This is a genomic window from Brevibacillus sp. NRRL NRS-603 (genome assembly GCF_003013445.1).
GTDB classification, from domain to species: domain Bacteria; phylum Bacillota; class Bacilli; order Brevibacillales; family Brevibacillaceae; genus Brevibacillus; species Brevibacillus formosus.
This window is the reverse complement of record NZ_PXZN01000012.1, coordinates 658,408-678,304: the sequence shown is the minus strand read 5'-3', so window position 1 is coordinate 678,304 and position 19,897 is coordinate 658,408. Positions and strand designations below refer to the sequence as shown.

14 protein-coding genes are annotated in these 19,897 nt (G+C 47.8%); 12 read left to right on the top strand and 2 right to left on the bottom strand.

From position 1 onward, the window contains the following. Positions 1–3 precede the first annotated feature (3 nt). The 7 genes from C7R94_RS10265 to C7R94_RS10235 all read left to right on the top strand — a co-directional run bounded on the left by C7R94_RS10265 (position 4) and on the right by C7R94_RS10235 (position 11,175). Complete coding sequence (locus C7R94_RS10265) at positions 4–3,045, top strand: efflux RND transporter permease subunit (RefSeq protein WP_106780676.1); 3,042 nt, start codon at positions 4–6, stop codon at positions 3,043–3,045. A 118-nt stretch (positions 3,046–3,163) separates the two neighbouring features. Further along, positions 3,164–4,213 (top strand): Gfo/Idh/MocA family protein, encoded by a 1,050-nt coding sequence (locus tag C7R94_RS10260; RefSeq protein WP_106780673.1) that lies wholly within the window; start codon positions 3,164–3,166, stop codon positions 4,211–4,213. Positions 4,214–4,254: 41 nt separating this feature from the next. Further along, positions 4,255–4,458: a hypothetical protein gene (locus C7R94_RS10255; RefSeq protein ID WP_233220518.1), complete on the top strand. Its 204-nt coding sequence runs from the start codon at positions 4,255–4,257 to the stop codon at positions 4,456–4,458. A gap of 130 nt (positions 4,459–4,588) precedes the next feature. Then, positions 4,589–5,056 carry a MarR family transcriptional regulator gene (locus C7R94_RS10250; RefSeq protein WP_106780668.1) on the top strand — a complete coding sequence of 156 codons (468 nt, stop codon included), beginning with the start codon at positions 4,589–4,591 and terminating at the stop codon, positions 5,054–5,056. Positions 5,057–5,142: 86 nt separating this feature from the next. Beyond that, complete coding sequence (locus C7R94_RS10245; protein ID WP_106780665.1) at positions 5,143–6,327, top strand: MFS transporter; 1,185 nt, start codon at positions 5,143–5,145, stop codon at positions 6,325–6,327. A gap of 79 nt (positions 6,328–6,406) precedes the next feature. Further along, entirely contained in the window at positions 6,407–8,809 is a 2,403-nt protein-coding gene (locus tag C7R94_RS10240) for an AAA family ATPase (protein WP_106780663.1), read from the top strand. A 95-nt stretch (positions 8,810–8,904) separates the two neighbouring features. Further along, positions 8,905–11,175, top strand: a complete 2,271-nt coding sequence (locus tag C7R94_RS10235; protein ID WP_106780660.1) for a S8 family serine peptidase — start codon at positions 8,905–8,907, stop codon at positions 11,173–11,175. Positions 11,176–11,226: 51 nt separating this feature from the next. On the opposite strand, the gene C7R94_RS10230 is transcribed toward C7R94_RS10235, so the two are convergent. Continuing rightward, on the bottom strand, positions 11,227–12,861 hold the full coding sequence (locus tag C7R94_RS10230) for a PucR family transcriptional regulator (RefSeq protein WP_106780658.1): 1,635 nt from the start codon (positions 12,859–12,861) through the stop codon (positions 11,227–11,229). Between the two features lie 132 nt (positions 12,862–12,993). Here C7R94_RS10230 and C7R94_RS10225 point away from each other — a divergent pair, with 132 nt between their 5' ends. Next, complete coding sequence (locus C7R94_RS10225) at positions 12,994–14,502, top strand: CoA-acylating methylmalonate-semialdehyde dehydrogenase (protein ID WP_106780655.1); 1,509 nt, start codon at positions 12,994–12,996, stop codon at positions 14,500–14,502. A 31-nt stretch (positions 14,503–14,533) separates the two neighbouring features. Beyond that, entirely contained in the window at positions 14,534–15,898 is a 1,365-nt protein-coding gene (locus C7R94_RS10220) for an aspartate aminotransferase family protein (RefSeq protein WP_106780653.1), read from the top strand. An 84-nt stretch (positions 15,899–15,982) separates the two neighbouring features. Here C7R94_RS10220 and C7R94_RS10215 read toward each other — a convergent pair whose 3' ends face one another. Next, a complete protein-coding gene (locus C7R94_RS10215) occupies positions 15,983–16,306 on the bottom strand; it encodes a MazG nucleotide pyrophosphohydrolase domain-containing protein (RefSeq protein ID WP_106780650.1) in 324 nt (107 codons plus the stop codon). A gap of 93 nt (positions 16,307–16,399) precedes the next feature. Between C7R94_RS10215 and C7R94_RS10210 the strand changes: the two genes are divergently transcribed. From C7R94_RS10210 to C7R94_RS10200, 3 genes are all read left to right on the top strand, one after another. After that, positions 16,400–16,981, top strand: a complete 582-nt coding sequence (locus C7R94_RS10210; protein WP_106780648.1) for an LOG family protein — start codon at positions 16,400–16,402, stop codon at positions 16,979–16,981. Positions 16,982–17,146: 165 nt separating this feature from the next. Then, positions 17,147–18,448, top strand: a complete 1,302-nt coding sequence (locus C7R94_RS10205; RefSeq protein WP_106780646.1) for a hypothetical protein — start codon at positions 17,147–17,149, stop codon at positions 18,446–18,448. Positions 18,449–18,634: 186 nt separating this feature from the next. After that, positions 18,635–19,894 (top strand): hypothetical protein, encoded by a 1,260-nt coding sequence (locus C7R94_RS10200; protein ID WP_106780643.1) that lies wholly within the window; start codon positions 18,635–18,637, stop codon positions 19,892–19,894. Positions 19,895–19,897: the final 3 nt, after the last annotated feature.

Below are 19,897 nucleotides of genomic sequence, written 5' to 3'. Positions count from 1 at the left end.
CCGGTGGACAAGGTCATTCTCTTTTTGCTGAAACGAAAAGTGATCCTCTATTTGTGCACATTCCTCATCGTGCTTACCGGAATCGGTGCTCTCTTTTCCTTCCACGTGGAGCTTGTACCGAAAACAAATTTGCCTTGGATTGAAGTGAATATTTCAGGGGGAGCGCTACCGCCTGAAGAGATGGTGGAAAAAGTCACAAAAAAAATAGAGCAGGAATTAAAATCTGTGACTGGGATTAAAAATTTCTCATCGAAAACAGGGACGGGGTTTTCTGGCATCTCGATCCTTGCAGAGGATGGGGAAGGTGAAAAGGTCAAGCAAGAGACACAAAATATTGTGAATCGGCTGCGCAACGAATTTCCTAAAGTAGTGGATACCGTAACCGTCACTCAAACGAATCTAGGTGATGAGGACTTAATCGACTACGCAATGGTTGGTGCCGATACACAGACCATGCTCACCTTGCTGAAGACGACCATTAAGGATCGAATAGAATCCATCCCGGGTGTGAAGGAAGTAGTCGTATCCGAGGACGGTTTTGAAAATAAGGTTGCGATAACATTTCGTCCTGAACGGCTTACTGCCTATCGAACAACAGCAGCGGATGTTGTGGGTCAGCTTCAGGGTGCCAATTGGAAAAAAGCCGTGGGGATATTGGAAAATCCCGGGTTTGACACCGTTGTCATGATTGACAACAGCTTGAAAAATGTAGAAGAGTTCAAAGCCATTTTGATCAAGACACCCAAGGGCAAGGTGGCACTCGAACAACTGGCAACGGTGAGTGACCTGCGCGGTAGCGTGAAGGACGCTATTTCCATGACAGAAGGAGACCTCTTTGTACAAATCAGTGTAAAGCGCGCTGCGGGGAGTGACTTGATCACCACACAGAAAAAAGTAGAGGATGTCGTGAGGCAAATCAATGATGAAGCGGGCGGAAATTACGAGCTAAGAGTCATGTTTGAATCTGTCTCCTTTATTAAAAAAGCGATCACCAATTTGAGTCGAGATGTTATCATCGGGGGAATATTGGCAATCCTCGTACTCTGGATATTCCTGCGAAATTGGCGTGTAACAATGGTCATTGCAACTACGCTACCTCTGTCTATCCTGATGACTTTCATCGCTCTGAAAGCTGCTGGTTATAACATTGACATGGTGGTATTGATATCACTGAGTTTGTCAATCGGATTGATTGTCGATGCCGCGATCGTTGTTTTGGAAAGTATTTATCATTTGAGAGAAAAGGGAATGCAACTGAAACAGGCCATCGTTCAGGGCTCAAAAGAGGTAATAGCACCTGTATTTGCTTCCCAATTAACCTTGATCGTTGTGTTTTTACCGCTAGTGGTCGCGGATTTTGAACAGTGGCTGAAGCCTATTCTTCATACCATTGCGTTTACCGTTACCTCTACGATTCTTGCATCAACGATTGCAGCTTTTCTGTTTGTTCCGATTTTTTCCGAACGTTTTCTCCAACATGATAAACAGTTGCAGCCCCGTACCGAGAAAGGGAAAAATGGGATTATTTCTCTCTTTCAGCGATTACTGCTGTTAACCCTTCGTCATCGAATTCTCACATTGCTGGTAGCTCTTGCGGTGTTTGTAGGAGCCTTGACTCTCTTCCCATTGATTAAAATGGGAAATGGCTTGAATGCCAATGAGAATCAAATTTTTGCCACGTTAACGATGCCAGATGGCACTAGCTTGGAACAGGCGCAAACAGTGGCAGTTGAAGCGGAAAAAGCGTTAAGAGAGCTGTCCGACGTGAATCAAGTCTTTTTTACGGCAAAGAAAGAGACTGTGGAGTTAAATATTACATTAGTAACCAAGTCGCAACGAACACAAGAGAAAGAAGCGTTTATGCAAGAAGTAAACGGTCGCTTGAATGCAATTGACGGTGTGGAACAAACAAGTATGACTTTTGGATTCTCTGGTCAATCGGCACCCATTGAGTTGCAGGTTGCTGGTGAAGATTTGGAGGTTTCGCGGTCGATTTCCGCAAAAGTAGAAGAAATGCTGGCGAGTATCCCAGGTGTAGTCAATATTCGGAATGACTTCGAAAGAGGGAAGGAAAAAGTAACACTGATACCGAATCAGGAGGCAATGTCTCAATTACAGGTTGACTCAGAATCATTGGACAGCCAAATCAGCCTGCTGCTTGGGGAGCAGCCCCTATCCACAATCAGTCAAAATGGTATCGAAACCTCGATTGTGGCCAGGTTTCCGGAGACATGGGTGACACATCCTGACCAGCTCCAGCAGATTATGATACGAACAGAAACAGGCTCGCAGGTGCCGTTACATGAGCTGGTCGATTTCCATTTCAGCAAATCTCCGATTACGATCAAACATGAAAAAGGAGAACAAATCATCACGGTATCAGCAGAAGTGCTGGGCACGGATATTGGTACGGCGGGCAGAGAAATAAATGAGAAGCTGGGTACAGTGGAATTGCCCGCTGGTTACAAGATCGAGATCGCTGGCGATTTGAAGGAACAGAATAACACCTTTACGCAAGGAATTATCGTCCTGGTAGCGGTCGTCTCCCTCATCTACGTGATTATGGTGGCACAGTTTGGGAGGTTATCTCAGCCATTCATTATCATGCTGTCGTTGCCAATGGCCTTGGTGGGAGTCATTCTCGGATTCGTGGTCACGCAGCGAACCTTTGGTGAGATGGCGATGATTGGGCTCATCATGCTGATAGGCATTGTTGTTTCCAATGCGATTTTGTTAATTGACAGAATTAATCTGCTCCGCTCACGAGGGATGGGGTTGGAAGAAGCGATTGTACAGGGCACGCGAGATCGTGTTCGTCCGGTGATCATGACCAAGCTGACAGCGATACTCGGTATGCTACCGATGGGACTCGCTGTTGCGGAAGGAGCGGAACTAGAAGCACCGCTTGCTACCGGGGTAATTGCGGGGTTGATTTTTCACACGCTCGTAACGCTTGTATTGGTTCCCGTGCTTTATTCGATTTTTGAGGGAATTCGCGAAAAGAGGTTAGCGCGAAAAAAAGCACATCGCACTGCTGATTTGTAGAAAAGGGAAATGGGGTACGGCGCTGGAGAACCAGCGTTGTGCCCTCTAACCACTTCATTGAGCGAATCACATTACGACAGGTGATTCGGCAAGGGTTAAACACAAGGGAGGAGCAATCATGAGCATAAAAGTAGGCATTATTGGCTGCGGTTCCATTGCAAACGAACGGCATGCGCCGGAGTATCACCATCATCCAAATGTCGAGCTTTTCCTTGTGTATGACCCGAATCCAGATCGTGCTCAGAAGCTGGTTGCCAAGCATGGGGGCACGGTAGCTGCTAGCTGGCAAGAGGTCGTTCATCATCCTGAGGTCCAAGCGATCAGCGACTGCTCGACGAACGAAATGCACCATATCATCTCGACAGAAGCATTATTGGCGGGAAAACATGTCTTGTGTGAAAAGCCGATCGCGACGACAAGCGAAGGTGCACAGGCTATGCTTGCAGCTGCCAAGGCTACGGGAGCGATTCTCATGGTCGACCACAATCAACGGCTGGTTATCGCCCATCAAAAAGCGCGTCAGATCATTGATTCAGGTGAGCTGGGGCGCATCTTATCCTTTAAAACAAGCTTTGGACATAAAGGGCCTGAGCATTGGAGTATCAATAAAACAAACGCCACATGGTTTTTTAAAAAGAACCGTTCTGCACTCGGTGTTGCTGGAGACTTGGGCATCCATAAAGTAGATCTGCTGCGTTATTTGCTTCAGGATGAAATCGTGCAGGTCAGTGCCTTAACAGCTGTTTTGGACAAAAAAGACGAGGACGGCCTACCAATTGAGGTATGCGATCATATGGTATGCCTTTTACGAACACAATCGGGTGCGGTGGGGACTGCTTCCTTTAGCTGGAGCTACTACGGTGAGGAGGACAATAGTACAATTCTTTACGGCGAGCGTGGGATCATGAAGATTTTTGCTGATCCAGAAAAGGATATCGAAATCATAGCAGCTACGGGCGAAAGAAGAGTAGAGCGAACTGGAGCGATACAGACCAACGATCATCAGACGAACAGTGGGGTAATCGATGCCTTTATAGACGCGATCCAAAATCAAAAAACGCCAATCGTCACAGGAAAAGATGGGCTTATCGCTCTTTTGATTATCGAAGCGGCCATGGAGTCAGCTGCAACGGGGAAAACGATTTCTTTGCAACAAAATATTGGATGATTGCCATGTTGCTTGGTCACACTAAGGTGGGAGGTGTAACCATGGAACGAACCATTCAGGTCAATGGTGAGGATTATCATTTCGAATCAACGTATGATGGGGATTCCCAGTATAATGTACAAGTGCGATGCGGCAAGAAAGTCGTATCGAGTTTCAAAATCTCGGTCGGATCGGAAAGTGAAGTGTTTGAGGCTGCCCGTGCTCATTTCAGTGCGGATAAGGAATTGGGCAATCTAAATGGATAGAGACCGATCTCGGAACGCAGCTTGCGAATGCAGGGCTGCGGTTTTTTCTTGCACAAAAGGAAAACTCATGATAAAGTGATTTCGTTTCCAAGGAAACAAAAGTCGAACTAGATGAGGAGCTGATGCTGCATTGGACCCGAAAAAGAAGCTTTGGAATCGATGGATCACCTTTCTGCATAAACAGGAGGAGCGCAGCAAGCTACGTGAAGAAATGCTATTGCGCCAGATTAAAATCAGCGTACCAGATTACGATAAAGTTGGAAGGTTATCCGTAACAGAGCTGCACGTCCTTCAAGAGGTAGGGAGGAAGGATCGAGTCAATGTTACGACAATTGCACAGCATATTGGGGTAACAAAGAGTGCGATATCCAAAATAACAGTCAAACTTTTGAAGAAAGGATTACTCGAGCGCTATCAGCTCGAAGACAATCAGAAAGAAGTTTTTTTCAGGCTGACATCAGCAGGAGAAATGGTAAACGAGATTCACGAACACTACCATCAACGCCTGGAGAATGACGTGTACCGATTCTTGGATAGGTATACTCCTGCTGAATTGGCATTTTTGGAAAAGGTCATAAGAGAAGCAACAGAAGATTAGGGGAAACAAACAACTGGTGTTCATTATTTTTTTTATGAAAATTGTTTCCAAGGACACAATATTAAAGAGATAAGAGGAGAGCAACCATGAATCCAAAAAAAGTACTATACCTACTTGGGATAACGCTAATGCTAGGTATGTTCGCGCAAAATTTGTTCATGCCTATTTTACCAGCCATGCAAAAAGAGTTTCAGACGAGTGCAACCATGATTAACTGGACGGTTTCAATCTTTACTGTCATGCTCGCGATTATGCAAATCATCTACGGACCATTTATCGATCGGTTCGGCCGAAAACGTGTCATGATACCTGCCCTGATCCTGTTTGCGATCGCGTCGATCGGATGCTATCTGGTCGATTCTATTTATGGGCTACTATTTTTCCGGGCTTTACAAGGAGCAGGGTTTGCTGCCATTCCGATCGTAGCCGCAACGATCATTGGAGACTTATTTACAGGAATCCAACGTGCATCTGCGATGGGTACTTATCAGATGCTGCTTGCGCTCAGTCCGGCAATTGGTCCATTGTTGGGAGGCTGGATTGGCGGTATCGGCGGACATTCAGCGGTCTTTTTGTTTTTGGCAGTCTGCGCAGTCTTTCTCGTCGGCATCAATGCTACGCTGCTACCCGAAACGAAAAAGGCTCAAGCTACATCATCAGGCGGTTTTACACGAGGGTCTTTCCGTAATATATTACTCCACCCAGTTGGTGGATCTGTCATTTTGATCGGTTTTAGCCAAATGTACGCCTATTATTGCTTTCTGCTGTTTCTCCCGGTCCAATTAACGAACCACTACGCAGTCTCCGTTGAAAGAATCGGATTGGTTTTCTTGCTCGTGTCAGTTGTCTTTATTATCAGCAGCAAGCTGTCTGCTTTCCTGCAAAATAGATGGGGAGCACGTAAAACATTACTGGTGACGACCGGTTCAAATGCTTTGGCGATGTTTCTTTTTATGACTGCGGCTGATGTTTCTTTTCTTCTGCTTGTCATAACAAGTACGCTGTTTGCCTTAACCTTGGGGGTGGGTATGCCTGCACATACGATTTTGCTATCCGAAGTATTTGAAGCAGAGCGTGCAACGTCCATTGGTGTGTACAATTTCATCCGCTATACGGGGATGGCTGCAGGTCCAGTTGTAGGTGCGATGCTGTTAGAATGGGGAGGGGTCTGGTTTGAATTTGGTATGGCCGGTATCCTCATTTCTTTGGCGGCTTTATTCGCACGACAAAAGGTGAAAAGAACCGCAGTGAATATGCAAGGGGAGCTCTAATGTTCGGACAGACTTTTCATGTTCGGCTAAATATGCTACAACAGGGATGAAACAATGGAGCGGGAGGAGCAATATAAAGATGCAGCATCAAGAAGAACGGGACCCGAGGGTACTGATTGCAGGTTTTAGCGAAAATCCGTCCAGCATCCAGTCACTATCCGAAGGCGAATGCCTGACATTCCTGCAAATGCTCCAACAGTATCGCCAAGAACATCCAGGCGAAGAGCTTGATTTGATGGAAGCGATGGTGTTGACGCGGATGTCTGCTTTGCGGATACACAAAACAGGAGGTCATACGCTTGCAGCTGAATGGGTAGATCGTGCGCTTCAAATAGCCCCTGATTATCCCTACGCTGGGGAAGTTAAGCTCGAGCTATACTTTACACAGTTGCGATCCCATGCCTTTCTCACTGAATTCAAGTCCGTGCGTGAAACGGATAATGTCGTCATGCGCAGGAGAACAGTAGAGGTGCTGGAAGAGCAGGCAACCAATGAACTGGCTGAAATTACAAAGTGGCGCTCTCTTGCGGAGGAAACGCTACTGGCAGCGCGACAGTGGAACGATTCGGAGGCGGAAGCTACAGCTGCTGGCCTCGTGGTGTTATACACGGAACGAGAAAACTTATTAATACAATTGCAAGAACGTGTTCAAGCATATGGAGCGTCTTTATCTGGGGTCTTTTACTCCAGTGAAATGCTCGTCCAATTGCAAGAGACGATTCGCGCTTTAACGAACCAGCAAGAGCAGAAAGAAAAGCTCCTGCCGCAAAGGAACGAAAGGGTAGAAGATCGCGAGAAAGCGCCTCAGCAAGATAGGAGTGCTTTAGAGCAATTGGAGCAGTTGATCGGCTTGGACGAGATCAAACATCGGGTTCGGCAGTTGGCGCAATTTCTTCACTACCGCCAGCTGCGGGAAGAAAAGGGCTGGCATATGAAAGACCAGCTCCCCCTTCATCTCGTACTAATGGGGAACCCAGGCACGGGGAAGACGACTTTGGCTCGCTTGATTGCCAAGCTGTATCATGAGCTCGGGTTGTTGGCAAAAGGACAGCTCATCGAGATGGATCGTTCTCAGCTGGTCGGCGCTTACGTGGGACAGACCGAGCAGCGCGTCATGGAAGCGATCAAGCAGGCAGACGGCGGTGTCCTGTTTATCGATGAAGCATACAGCTTGAAGCGTCCAGATAGCTCCGGCAGTGATTACGGGCAAGTGGCGATAGACACGCTTGTATCCGCTATGACGAGTGGAGAGTATGCAGGACGCTTCGTCGTGATGCTGGCGGGCTATCCCGAAGAAATGCGTCATTTTTTGTACGCCAACCCTGGGCTTAATAGCCGTTTTCCAGAGACAGGCCACTTTTTGCTGCCGGACTATCAGGCAGACGAGCTGGTACAAATCGCAGAAGAAGTAGCCGTACGGAACGATTTTACTCTGACAGAGGCGGCAAAAGTTACGCTACGCCAGCGCATTGAAAAAGCACAAGTAGATGAGACGTTTGGCAATGCACGGGCAGTCACGAATATCGTGCTCGATGCTATCTTTGCCAAAGGACGCGAGACAGACGGTAAGGAACTGAAATGGGATGACTTTACGATTCTGAAACCCGAGGATGTACGTAGCTTCGATCCGCCACAAAAAGAAAGAAATGCGGAAGCTCGACTGCAAGCGTTGATTGGTCTTGCCCAAGTGAAGACGGAGCTGAAAAAAATCGCTGCGTATGTGTCCGTCCAGCAAGAACGCGCAGCAAGAGGAATGCCGAAAAGTCCGATTGAGCTGCATGCCGTCTTTACGGGAAATCCAGGCACAGGGAAGACGACAGTTGCCCAGCTGTATGCGCAGATTTTGCAAGAAATCGGCTATTTGAAACGCGGTCATCTTGTTACGGCGAGTAGAGCCGACTTGGTAGCAGGGTATGTCGGTCAGACCGCAGCGCTTACTCGCAGAAAAGTTCGAGAAGCATTGGGTGGCGTTTTATTTATCGATGAAGCGTATTCCCTGCTCGGTGGGGGAGAGAGGGATTTTGGGCAGGAAGCGGTTGACACGCTCGTAGAGGAGATGACCAAACACGAAGAGAATCTGGTCGTGGTCCTCGCAGGCTACCCACTCGAAATGAATTCATTACTAATGAGCAACCCTGGACTTTTGTCACGGTTTAAAAAATATATTGCGTTCCCCGATTACACGGTGCAGGAACTCGTGCACATTCTTGAGCAGGCTGCATGTCATGTGGGGTATGTGATTGAGAAAAACGTGCTGGAAATGATCTCACTGTCCTTGGATAAAGCAGCCAGTGATCATCGATTGAATGGCAACGGTCGTTTTAGCCATAACCTTTTGCAAGAGGCGATCCAAAACCAGGCTGTGCGACTAATGGATATTCCGAAGCAGGAATGGAATCAGGAAATGCTAATGCAGTTGGCATGGACCGATTTTCAACCGCTATTACAGTGGACGGTAGAAGAGGATGGGACAAAAAATTAGTTTTTGTCCCATGTCTATGCCATCTTACTCTTTTGACAATTCACCCTTTCTCTTATAATGGATAGAAATGGTTTTATTATGCCATGGGGGGAAGGGTGTTTGGTTTGCGAAAAAAATGGCAGGCAGCTTTATGCACGACACTTGTTCTGACACTTTCGCTGGAGGGCATTCCGGCGGATGCCAAGCAGGAGGGAGAGCGTCGGGGCAATATCCAGATCGAAGCAGATAAGGGTCTTGCACTGGACAAGCTATCGTCGAAAAAGAGAGAGTCTGAGCTCGTCGTTATTCAGTTATCTGGTCCTGTTCGTGAGGAGTGGAAAGAAGAACTGGAAGATATCGGCGTCACGCTTGGTGATTACATACCGGATTATGCATTCATCGCAAAAATAGAGGATGAACAGGTAAGAAGGGAAGTCGAGGAGCTTACCTTTGTCGAAGATGTGATGGCCTTTACACCGAAGTCCAAGGTATCGTCCGAGCTTCGCTTTGAAGGAGGAAACAGAGAGCGGGTCGATGTTGCCGTCATTGGTTTCAATCAACGGGTTGACATGTATCGAACAATGACGAAAATGACGGAGGATCAAGATATACGAGACATTCAATCACCAGAGGATGCTCCGCATATATCAATCGCTAAGATGGATCAGGAAACGATTGAACAAGTGATCGAATCAGATGATGTCATTGCGGTTGTCCCCGTTCCAGAAAACAAGCTGCACAATGATGTGGCAGCTACCATCATTCATTCGGACAAGCTGGCTTCGACAGGGTACACGGGCAAGGGACAAATCGTCGGAGTCGCCGATACCGGACTTGATACTGGGAAGCTCCAAACGATGCATCCAGATTTTAAGGGCCAGATTGAGAAGCTCATTTCACTTGGCCGACCGAATGATGCAAGCGATGTCCATGGTCATGGTACGCATGTAGCAGGGTCCCTTGTAGGTACAGGTGAAGCATCAGATGGACAGTATAAAGGAACGGCACCGGGTGCCAAGCTCATATTTCATTCCATAGAGAACGCGAAAGGGAAGCTCGTTACGGATGTCGAGACCATTTTGCAGGAAGCATACGAAGAGGGAGCCCGCATTCACTCTAATTCATGGGGGGCGGATGATAAGGGAGAGTACAGCCTGTCATCGCTGCTGTTTGATCGCTTTTTATGGGAGCATCCAGATATGACGGTGCTTGTTGCGGCTGGAAACGACGGCGAGAAAGGCTATAAAACGATCGGGAGCCCAGCCACGGCTAAAAACGTCATTGCCGTTGGCGCTACGGAAAATGTTCGTCCCAACTTGGGGAAGAACTCCGATAAAGCGGACGATGTGTGGGTATCGAGCAGTCGCGGTTTAACAGGCGACGGGCGTTTAAAGCCCGATATTGTCGCGCCTGGTACAGCGATCTTGTCCACGCGCTCTTCACTGGCACCGAGCAAAAATTTCTACAAGCGTTTTAATGAACATTACGCCTATATGAGCGGCACGAGCATGGCGACACCGATTTTAGCGGGTGGTGTGGCACAAATCCGAGAATTTTTGCAAGAAGAAGGGGAAAAAAATCCGAGCGGTGCATTGGTAAAAGCTATGCTGTTGACGAGTGCAGACAACTTGGATGAAGACATACGAGAGCAAGGCTTCGGGCGAGCCAATCTGGCGAATGCGATTGAAACGAGCTACAAGGACGAGAAGGATGGTATACGCACGCGTGAAAAAGTTACGTATAAGGTCAAGGTCTCAGATGATTCCAAGCCTTTGGCCATTACGCTTGCGTGGACGGATTATCCGGCTGCCATTGTCGCAAAGCGTGCACTCGTCAACGATTTGAATCTGAAGGTGACGACACCGAGTGGAGAAAAACTGAATGGCAACGACTTTTTTGAGGCCCCGTACAACGACGAAGTGGACAACCTCAACAACGTCGAGCAAGTATGGATTACCGAGCCGGAAGAGGGGACCTACACCGTGATGGTCGAGGGCTATAACATCCCAAAAGGACCTCAGCCGTATGCGCTGGCAACAACGGGAAAATGGCAAAAGACCGATGACGAGGAAGAGGAGGAGCCACCGGTTGAAGAGGAGCCTTTCCGAACAGGAAAGCTGACTAAAAAGAAGAAATACATGGACTATTCCATTCGCGTCAATGAGCCTGGGGATTTGGAATTGTCCGTAGACTGGAAAGAGGATGCAGATGTTGATTTGTACGTGTATAACAGTCGTTCAAAAGAGCTTGCGTCTGCCACAACGTCCGACAATCCTGAGCAACTAACCGTGAATATCGAACAAACCGGCCTGTACAAAATTCGTGTCATGCTAAAGGAAGGCAAAGAAGCGAAGTATCGCTTGTATATGAATAAGCCACAAAAATAAATCAAAGACACAACCTCCATCTTCTGAACAGATGAAAGGTTGTGTCTTTTTTTAGTGCTGCTCTTCCTTGCTTAACCAGTCCCGCGCTCGCATGGCGATTTCCAAGCAAATCCTGTTTTGCGTTGCCGTGAAATCCTTACCGAGAATTTCTTCGATTTTTTCCAAGCGATGATAGAGCGTTTGACGATGAATGAACAGTATTTCCGCAGCTTCCTGCTTGGACAGGTTACTATCCAAATAGACACGCAGCGTATGAACGAGCGAGGAGCCATGTGCTTGGTCATGGGCTAACAGCGGGCCGAGGTAATCGCTTATGAAGGTCTTTAGCACTGGCTCACTAGGGATGTGGAACAGGAGTCGGAACAACCCGAGATCAGCGAAAAACGGACTCGATGATTCCTGACAAAAAGCCAGTGCCTGTTCCGCCTCGGCGAGGTGCCGTCCAGCGTCTGACAACCGTTTTCCGGCTCGACTGATGCCCATCCTGATTTGAGCATCTGCTCCTAGCATTTGCGTCATGATTCTTTTGACATCGCAAAAAGCTTTTTCCAGGGTGTGCCGGGAATCTGTAAGCGGCCGTTGCTCGATCAGCAAAAAGTAAAAGCGATGGCCCATGCAACGTATGAAAGGACGAAAGTGATGACGGGTCAAAAGTGAACGGAAGATAGCGGTCAGATCGTGCGGCGGAAGCGAGTCCTCGGCCACGTTCTTCCGCTTCTCAAACGATAAAATGATGATGTGATAGGCAGAGGTTTTACCGCTGCCCGTGATACCGAGCAAGGAACGCATTTGTTCCTCTGTTATGGAGCGGTTGGCGATCAGATCATCAAACAGCCGATTTTCGGTAGCAAGCGCCTGTTCTTCCACAAACATTTTCCGCATTAAAATTTGGGCCATCGCGCTGACCGTATTGTCTAAGGTCAGGAGCAAATACTCATCCGGACTGCGTTCATACAAAACAATGCCGACATAAGCGAGCACGTGTCCCATTGCCATCACGGGTTGATAGGCAAGCTGCCTGGTCGCAGATAGAGAAAGGAAGCGGACGCCAGCTTCACTACTGTCCAGTCGCGAAAAATGAGAGCGCATCAAATCGCTCATCTCCACTGCCACATCATGCGGTACCACTGGAGCAAATTGTGTCGAGCCATCTGGTGAGTAATAGAAGACCTGCGTCTGAACTGCCACCTGAAAATGCTGCAATAGCTTGAGTATGCCCGCTGCCTGCAAGCTGAGCTGTTGCAAACTGCGAGAGTAGGCTTCGAGATTGCGGAGTGCTTGCATCTGTGCATGGATCAAATGCTCGTGCAAATCTTGCGTGATGTCCACAAAGCGGACAGGCTGATGAAAAACGAGCAATGGAAACTGGTGGTGGTTCGCCAACTCAATCATATCTTCAGGGATGGAGGGGATGTAACGTCCCAGCTCGATGCACAGCCCGACTGCTTTTCGCCGAATCAGCTCTGTTAAATACGCAAGTCGCTTTTCCTTTTCTTCGCCAAATCCTAGTCCGGTTGAAAGGATCAGCTCGCCGCCATTTAAAAACTGTCCCGTATCGGCAGTCTCCAAGACGTGAACCCAGCGAACAGGACGGGACAGGCCACGATGCCCCGCCACGACTTGGGCATGCTGAAACAATGGACGCTTGATGATTTCTGCAATGGTCAGGCGCAAATCGTTGCTCATCAGGATCACCTCTTCTATTTACACTCTGTAAGATTAACCCTACGTAATGCGTTACGCTTTGTCTAGTGCTGACAGGCATTATTTTTGGATAAAATGGAATTGTCAATCAATTGAACGTGAGGAGTTGAAGGGATGAACATAGCTATCGTTGGAAATCCATTGAAAAACTACATTGGGGGACAGTGGGTAGATTCACTAACGACACGTTTTGAGGATGTACCCAATCCGGCAACAGGAGAATTGTTGTCGCGCGTGCCACTGTCGACAAAAGAAGATGTGGACAAGGCTGTTGCTGCTGCAAAGGAAGCGTTTGTGAGCTGGAGTGCTACCCCTGTTGTGGATCGTGCGCGCATTATGTTTCGTTTTCATAGTCTTCTCGTAAAGCACGAGGATGAACTCGCCCGGATGATCACCATGGAGAACGGGAAAAATCTGCCTGAGGCACAGGCGGAGCTATTGCGCGGGTTGGAAATGGTAGAGTTCGCTTGTGGGATGCCGACATTGATGATGGGAGAAACATTGCCTAATATCGCAAACAGCATCGACAGTCAGGTGATCCGCTTTCCTTTGGGGGTAGTCGGCGGGATTACACCGTTTAACTTCCCTGTGATGGTCCCGATGTGGATGTACCCGATAGCGATTACCGCAGGAAATACGTTTGTTCTGAAGCCCTCGGAGCGTACACCGCTGTCTTCGATCCGGATTGCCGAACTGCTAAAGGAAGCAGGGCTGCCAGACGGTGTATTCAACGTCGTAAACGGAGCGCATGATGTCGTCAATGGTCTGTTGGAGCATCCTGACGTAAAAGCGATCTCGTTTGTCGGCTCGCAGCCGGTTGCAGAATACGTGTACAAGACAGCAGCGGCGAATGGGAAGCGCGTGCAAGCACTGGCTGGGGCGAAAAATCACCATTTGGTCATGCCTGACACGGATTTGAAGCGCGCGGCAAAAACAATTACGAGTTCAGCATTCGGCTGTGCAGGAGAGCGGTGTATGGCAGCCAGCGCTGTAGTAGCTGTCGAGGAGATTGCCGATGAGCTGATCGCTCATCTGATCGAGGAAGCGAATATTCTCGCGATGGGGAATGGATTGGAGGAAGGCGTCGATCTCGGTCCTGTCATCCGTGATTCGCATTTGTCCAAAGTACATGACTATATCAAAAAAGGTGTCGAGTCTGGTGCCGTGCTGGTACGGGATGGTCGCGAGGATGCGAAAAAGCTGCCAGATGGCTACTTCCTCGGGCCAACGATTTTTGACAAAGCAGATGCAGAGATGGTCATTGTCCGCGACGAGATTTTCGCGCCTGTCCTGAGTGTCATGCGTGTGAAGGACTTTGAAGAGGGCTTGGAGACGATTAGCCGCTCGCGTTTTGGCAATGGGGCGACCATCTACACGAACAACGGAAAATGGGGAAGAGAATTCGTTCAGCAAGTGGAAGCGGGGATGGTCGGTGTCAATGTGGGGGTGCCTGCTCCGATGGGCTTCTTTGCTTTCTCGGGTTGGAAACAGTCCTTTTACGGTGATTTGCATGCAAATGGAAAAGATGGCGTCCTCTTTTTCACGAAGAAAAAAACGGTCACATCTAGATGGTTTGAAGATGGCGATACCAGCATAGGCTCGCAAAAAGTGTTTGTAAAATAACCACTTACGAAAAAAGAAGGAGGATTGCGCGATGGAGCACGAACAAGTGACAAAAGATTTCGATAAAGAGAGCTTGCTGGATGCCGACCGTTCGCATATGTGGCACCATATGTCCCCCTACAACCCCAATCCGATGATCGTAACGGAAGCGAGCGGATCATGGATCACCGATATCGACGGGAACCGCTATCTGGATGGGATGTCTGGCTTGTGGTGCGTCAACGTTGGCTATGGCCGTCAGGAGCTCGCAGAAGCCGCTTACGAGCAGTTGAAGCAATTGGCATATTTTCCACTCACCCAAAGCCACGTACCCGCTATTCGTCTATCCGAGAAGATCAGCGAATGGCTTGGGGAGGAGTATCGGGTTTTCTTTTCTAACAGCGGCTCGGAAGCGAACGAGGTCGCATTCAAGATTGCCCGACAATATCATCACCAGAACGGGGAGCCAGGCCGTTACAAATTCATTTCGCGCCATCGCGCTTACCACGGGAATACGATGGGGGCTCTCGCTGCAACTGGTCAATCCATACGAAAGGAAAAATACGAGCCATTGGCACCTGGCTTCCTTCATGTGCCGCCGCCTTACTGCTATCGCTGTCCAGCTGGAAAATCGTACGGCAAATGCAATCTGGAGTGCGCCGAATACTACGATCAAGTGATCAATTGGGAAGGCGAAAGGACAGTGGCTGCCGTCATCATGGAGCCGACCATTACCGGGGGAGGCGTCCTCGTTCCTTCGCCGGAATACATGCCAAAAGTGCGGGAAATCTGCGATAAGTACGGTGTGTTGATGATTGTAGATGAGGTCATCTGCGGATTTGGCCGCTCCGGTCAAAAATTCGGGCACCAAAACTTCGGAATCAAGCCAGACATTGTGACCATGGCCAAAGGTATTACGAGCGCCTACTTGCCACTTTCCGCAACAGCTGTGCGGGCTGAAATCGCAGACAAATTCAATGAGCAGGGGAATAATCTGCATTTTCGTCATGTCAATACGTTCGGCGGCAATCCGGCGGCATGCGCACTGGCCCTGAAAAATCTCGAAATTTTAGAAGAGGAAAAACTGGTGGAGAGAGCTGAGGAGCTCGGTGCAGAATTGCGTGTCAAGCTGGCGTTTCTCGCAGATCATCCATACGTTGGAGACATCCGCAGCTTCGGCTTCCTGATGGGGATTGAGATGGTAGAGGATCGTAAAACGAAGGAACCTGCGGCGCCAGCGAAATTGACACAGGTGATTGCCGAGTGCAAGAAGCGTGGGCTGATCATCGGGCGTAATGGCGACACCATTCCGAGCTTCAACAATGTGCTGACACTGTCGCCACCGTTTACGACGACGAGCGATGATATCGATTTTATTGCGCAGGTTATGAAGGAAGCCTTTGACACACTGGAGTAGGGGTAGCTTGGACGAAAAGAACGAATAGATGAAAGCAGCGGCAGACTAGGAGATGCGAAAATCCTAGTCTGCCGCTGTATTTATTCAACGATGGAGCTGATAGCGCTTTTGCAGCTTTGCTCGATGAGCTTCCAAAATCTCTTCAAAAGGAACCTCGTATTGATTGGCCAGCAAGATTAAATTCCCGAGTACATCGCCCAGCTCTTCCACCAGCTCCTGCCGAGCTTCCCCAGCGAGTTTTTCCCCTTCATCAGGACGATCTCGCCCAATTTCAATGGTTCGAACAGCTCTTGCCAACTCGCCAGCCTCTTCCATCAGAAAACCTACACGAATAAACGGGCCGTACTCTGTCCATCCGCGTTCTTGATAAAAATCTCCAACCCATTTTTGAAACTCGGTTATATTCACATATATCTGTCCCTTCCTGATTTTAGTATAATTATATTACACGCAAAGAAATTCAGGGAAACATTCTACTTCAACAAGTTTTGGGAGGATGACATGAAACGTATTTGTGTTTATGCAGGTTCCAATCCGGGTGTAAACCCACTTTTTGAGCAGTATGCACAGGAGTTGGGAAAAGAACTGGTCGCTCGTGGTCTTGAATTGGTCTATGGTGGTTCCAGCATGGGACTGATGGGGCGCGTTGCAAATGCAGTACTGGAAGGCGATGGAAAAGCGATCGGTGTCATGCCGACAGGACTGTTCCGTGGAGAAATCGTACATAAAGGGCTGACAGAATTGCATGAGGTCCTGACGATGCACGAGCGAAAAGCGAAAATGATCGATCTGTCTGATGGCTTCATTGCTTTGCCGGGCGGATTAGGTACCTTTGAAGAAATTTTTGAAGTCGTGAGCTGGGGCCAAATTGGTATTCACCAAAAGCCAATCGGACTGTTGAACGTGGACGGCTACTATACGCCATTGATGCAAATGGTGGAGCATGCGACTGAAGCCGGATTTATTCCCGCTATGCAGGGAGAATTGATCCTGTGCGAAAGTGATCCCGCTGTTTTGCTAGATCGGATGAGAGATTACACACCGCCAGTGAAAGTGAACAAGTGGTCGGAACTGGATAAATAAGAACGTGAAAAATAACCCGAAGCTCTCCATTTCTAGGAGGATTTCGGGTTATTCTAGTTATTGACAGGATGAATGCAGGAGTGTTAATGTAGTTGATTATATACCTAGTAAACATATAGGAATAATATTAATATGACTCATCTTCATACGTCAGGAGGATTCTTCATGAACAGATCAGCGAAATGGCTACAACTCTCCACTTCAGCAGCCGTACTCTCTGCGGCGCTCGTTTTTCCAACCGCAGTCGGTGCAACAACGAAAACAACGGTAGAAGCGCATGTAGAGTGGAACAGCTTTTTGCAGCAGCAATACGGTGTGACTTTTGACAAGACGGTAACTCGCGAGCAATTTGAAAAAGCATTGGTCAAGATCGTATCTACTTCCACAAGTATATCGGAAAAAGACTTGTCAGCCAAAACTTTCTTGCCTGCAACCAAAGATGCCTCCAAGCTGGTTGTATGGGAAGCAGTCAGTGCTGCCGCAAAAGCTGCTGAGTTAAAAGAGCTCGGGTATACATATAGCGAGGAAAAAGTAGCGGCTGCCTTGAAGAAAGCAGGGATTTCGTACAAAAAAGGCGGCGCGCTTACCTTGCAGGCTGCGCAAGAACTGGCTGTAGCCATTGACACGGGACTTGTGTCCGCTAATGCGTTGAAGTCTGCTTCTGTAGAAGGGGCCGTATCCGCAGAGCTTGCGAGTCAATTGCTAGCCAAAGTAGCAGAGTTCCATGGCTCTGCCAAAAACTATTTGGGCACAATCGCCGATGAAGAGATTTTTGGCAAGCTCGTACAGGCGTGGAACGAATCGCAAATCATCAAAGCCGGTGAGTTGCAAGAGCTCGTAGACAAAGGTTTGAAGCAAAACCTGATTACTGGCTACAATCTGAAGGATGCCGCATTCGATCCTCATTTTGATCCACAGCGCACGATTACGTATGGGCATAGTGATATCGCTCACGCCATTCAATTAGTCGGCCTGTTAAAAAGTGAAGGCGTCAATGCCAAGGTTCAATTTGAGCCAAAAACATCTGCCTTCATTTACTTGAAGGAATGGGGAGAGCCCGTTCAAACAGCCGATTATGAGGTCGTTCAGATTGAAAACGGCAACTACATTGCGTATGCCAAGGAATATGATCTCAGCCTGGAATTCGACAGCGTAAAAGAGAAAGAGAAGTTCCAGCCACTTGTTTTGAAATATGCCAAACGAGATCAAGAGGACATGACTGGGTTGCTCAAGGCTTCTTGGTGGCAGCCGCTTTATCATTCCCGTACGGAGCTGGTTGATTATGCTGTCATTACGAACAACGTGTTGAAAGATGGTCGTTATGTCGTGCAGTCGTTCTCCCTGAATGAAGAATCACCAAAAGTCGTGGAAGGCTTTCACAAGCTGAATGACAAAGTAAAAGTAGAGACATACAAATTTTGGGTAGATCAACCGTTCTTCAATTATCTCAACGGTGAATCGAAGTAAATATCGTGCATCGAAAAGCGTCCTTCCCTTCACAACTTCAGGGTAAGGACGCTTTACTCTTTTATATTGATCATGGATGAAAAATTCCGTTTAGCGGATTTTGTCTATTTCTGGTATAATTTAGGGATAACCGTTGTTTTATGGCGATGGTTGTATAGTTATGCTGATAGTTTGGGAGGGAATGAAGTGGAAAAGAAAGCGATAATGCTACTGTTGTCCTGCTGTTTGTTCGCTTCGACAGCATTCGCAGCAAGCGCATCAACGACAATGCCAATCAAGCCGCAAAGCGGTACTGGAACATCCGTGCAGGCACCAGCAGATTTGTCAAAAGAGCTGCTCGTGAATACCTTCACTTCCCATCAGTGGAAACAAGATTCGCTTACGAAGCTCCTGGGGAAATCCGTGAAAGAATTTGATGATTATGTGTATTATCCATCGGGAATCAGTTTGAAGTGGGACGAAAACAACCAAGCGTTTGCCGTTCTCCTTGAACCTTCCTATAAAGGCGAAATAGTAAAAGGGATTACGACCTCCAAAAGTAAAGAGGAGATCATCCGAGTCTTGGGGAAGCCACATTTTACTGATGACAAGCTTTCGGTGATTGGCTATGCAGAACAGGGCTATCACATGTTTTTCACGTTTGCGCAGGATAAAGTAAAAGCCATTTCTATTTATCGTCGTGATCAGATCGCCGATACAAAAGCACTTGTTGATATGGCTAAAAATTTACAAGACTATGGTGAAAAATTAGGGGCACCCGCAGAATATGCTGATTTCTCTATCTTTGGTGCTTGGGGTAAGCCGGATTTTTCGTACCACCTCAGAGGAATCGGTACATACGCCTGGGAGTATCCATCCAGAGGCATCGCCTACGATGGTATGCCCGATGACGCAACGCTAACCATCTACAGTAATTTTCCGAGCAAAGACAAGCTCGCAGATTTGAAAAACGTAAAGAACATCGTCTTTTCCAAAGAAGATTCCCTGTTTTTGATTGAAAAACTGAGGATCGAAAACGAAAAAGAAAAAATCGAATTGGCGAAAAAAACTGGAATCCCATCACCAGACAAGAAAAAAATCGCAGTGATTGATTCAGACAATTTGTACAATAACGCGAATATTCGTTTCTACCAGCCAGATTACACACCACAAGCCCAACTGTTTCCAGGTTATTTTATCGATGAAGTAACATGGCTGGACAACAACTGGATCTTGTATCAGACAATGATGGGGGTGGGAGTTTATCACGTCGCTACCCATAAAAAGATAGAAATTGTAGGGATGGAGAAAAAGGCAAACGAGCCGTTTGATATGCTGGATGTCAATACAGTCAAGCCTGATCTGACGAAAAAAGCAATTGTGTTTGAAATCATCGCGAAAGAGAAGAAACAGACTTACACGGTACGCTATCAAATCACGGGCGACAAAATCACGTTTACTTGGTAAAGA